The organism is Paramagnetospirillum caucaseum (assembly GCF_000342045.1).
Classification (GTDB): Bacteria; Pseudomonadota; Alphaproteobacteria; order Rhodospirillales; family Magnetospirillaceae; genus Phaeospirillum; species Phaeospirillum caucaseum.
Map to the genome: position 1 here is coordinate 1 of NZ_AONQ01000162.1, position 1550 is coordinate 1550.

The 1550-nt window shown below is 52.2% G+C and carries 3 protein-coding genes; 2 read left to right on the forward strand and 1 reads right to left on the reverse strand.

Going from position 1 to position 1550, the window contains the following annotated elements; all coding sequences use genetic code 11:
- The coding region (locus H261_RS25625; RefSeq protein WP_161625069.1) for a hypothetical protein at positions 1–232 on the forward strand (232 nt) is incomplete at its 5' end.
- A gap of 187 nt (positions 233–419) precedes the next feature.
- Positions 420–881: a transcriptional regulator NrdR gene (nrdR, locus tag H261_RS22780; protein ID WP_008622687.1), complete on the forward strand. Its 462-nt coding sequence runs from the start codon at positions 420–422 to the stop codon at positions 879–881.
- Between the two features lie 13 nt (positions 882–894).
- Here nrdR and H261_RS22785 read toward each other — a convergent pair whose 3' ends face one another.
- The gene (locus tag H261_RS22785) at positions 895–1365 is read right to left on the reverse strand and encodes a response regulator (RefSeq protein ID WP_152427092.1); all 471 of its coding nucleotides are present in this window, start codon (positions 1363–1365) and stop codon (positions 895–897) included.
- Positions 1366–1550: the final 185 nt, after the last annotated feature.

The window sequence follows — 1550 nt, forward strand, 5'->3', positions numbered from 1 at the left end:
GGAACAGGCCGTTGCAGGCGATCATCTCCAAGTTCTGATCGAACAGCGTTACGCCGCACGGAAGATGGTCGATGATGGATTGAATGATGCGGCGGCATTCTGGGGAATCGGCAAGGCTCAGCAGATCGCTGAGGACGCTGTTTTCAGCATGCTGATTGGCCCAATTGTCATTCATTTCGGATTTCAGCCGATTCCGCTCTATGCCAAAAAAATTCCATCAAAAGTATGGTAGCCCTATGCCCATTGGGTCAATCCAAAGTGCCCCCGGATGCACCCGTTGTTACAAGTCGTCTCAATCCATAGGCTCGTTAAAATTTGTAGCAGTGCCTCCCCTTTCTGGGATGGCAGTGCCGCTGATCTTGCTGACGGCGACCATTTCCTGAATGATCGGCCTGAACATCTGTTGGGGGGAATAGGCCATGCGTTGTCCTTTTTGCGGACATGACGACACCCAGGTGAAAGATTCCCGCCCGACCGATGACAATGCTGCCATTCGCCGTCGCCGGGCGTGTCCAGCCTGTGCATCACGCTTCACCACTTCCGAGCGGGTGCAAATCCGCGATCTGGTGGTGATCAAGAAGGACGGCAGCCGCTCGACCTTTGACCGCGACAAGGTGGTTAAATCGCTCCAGATCGCCTTGCGAAAACGTCCCGTGGATGAGGAGCAGATCGAACGCATCGTCAATGGCATCCATCGCCGCCTGGAGAGCCTGGGGGAGAACGAGGTTCCGTCCAAGCTCATCGGCGAACTGGTCATGGATGTGCTGATGGGGATGGATCAGGTGGCCTATTTGCGATACGCCTCCGTCTATCGGAACTTCCGCGAGGCCAAGGACTTTGGCGATTTCCTGGGTAAGATGGGACGTGACAGCGGGGATTGAAGCCGTCTGAAGGTCAGCCCACATGGCTTTGGAGGAGATCACGGCAATATCCCCGTCGATTTCCATCATTTTCTTTAGTGTTGCCCACAAACTTGGCAACGGTTTCTAAAAACCTTTTCACCGAGATTGGCTTTGAAATGTAGCCGTCGAACCCGGCTCCAAGGATGTTCTCCGCGTCGCCTTTCATGGCACATGCGGTTACCGCGATAATCGGGATGTCTCGGGAAGCTGGATCGCCCTTCAACCTCTGAATGACCTCCATACCGGAAACATCCGGCAACTGGATATCCATAAGAATGAGGTCGGGCTGATTTCTGTGAACAATGCGAGCTACCTCGCCACCATTCTTCGTAAGAAGAGTGGTGCATCCAACAGACTTCAGCAATTCGCTGAATAGCTTGAGGGAGAGGTCATCATCTTCAACGATAAGAACGGTCATTGATGATGCTGATAACTTTTGCGGTATGGCTGCATGATCCAGCATGGTGCCCTCAAGGTGAGTCTATCGCACTCACATCAAAGCAAATTCATGCTGCACCTGCGAGATAAAAATCAGGTGTCACGAAATTGTCTTTGATGCGATTAACTTGCGTCATCATTCTCACCTGATTTAGGCTTGGAATATTCCATCGAAAATCCACACGGCCAGGATCATGGACGAAACAATCA

Bases quoted from the DNA above. Each gene is read 5' to 3' on its own strand.
- nrdR (WP_008622687.1), top strand. From the start codon at position 420: ATGCGTTGTCCTTTTTGCGGACATGACGACACCCAGGTGAAAGATTCC.
- H261_RS22785 (WP_152427092.1), bottom strand. From the start codon at position 1,365: ATGCTGGATCATGCAGCCATACCGCAAAAGTTATCAGCATCATCAATG.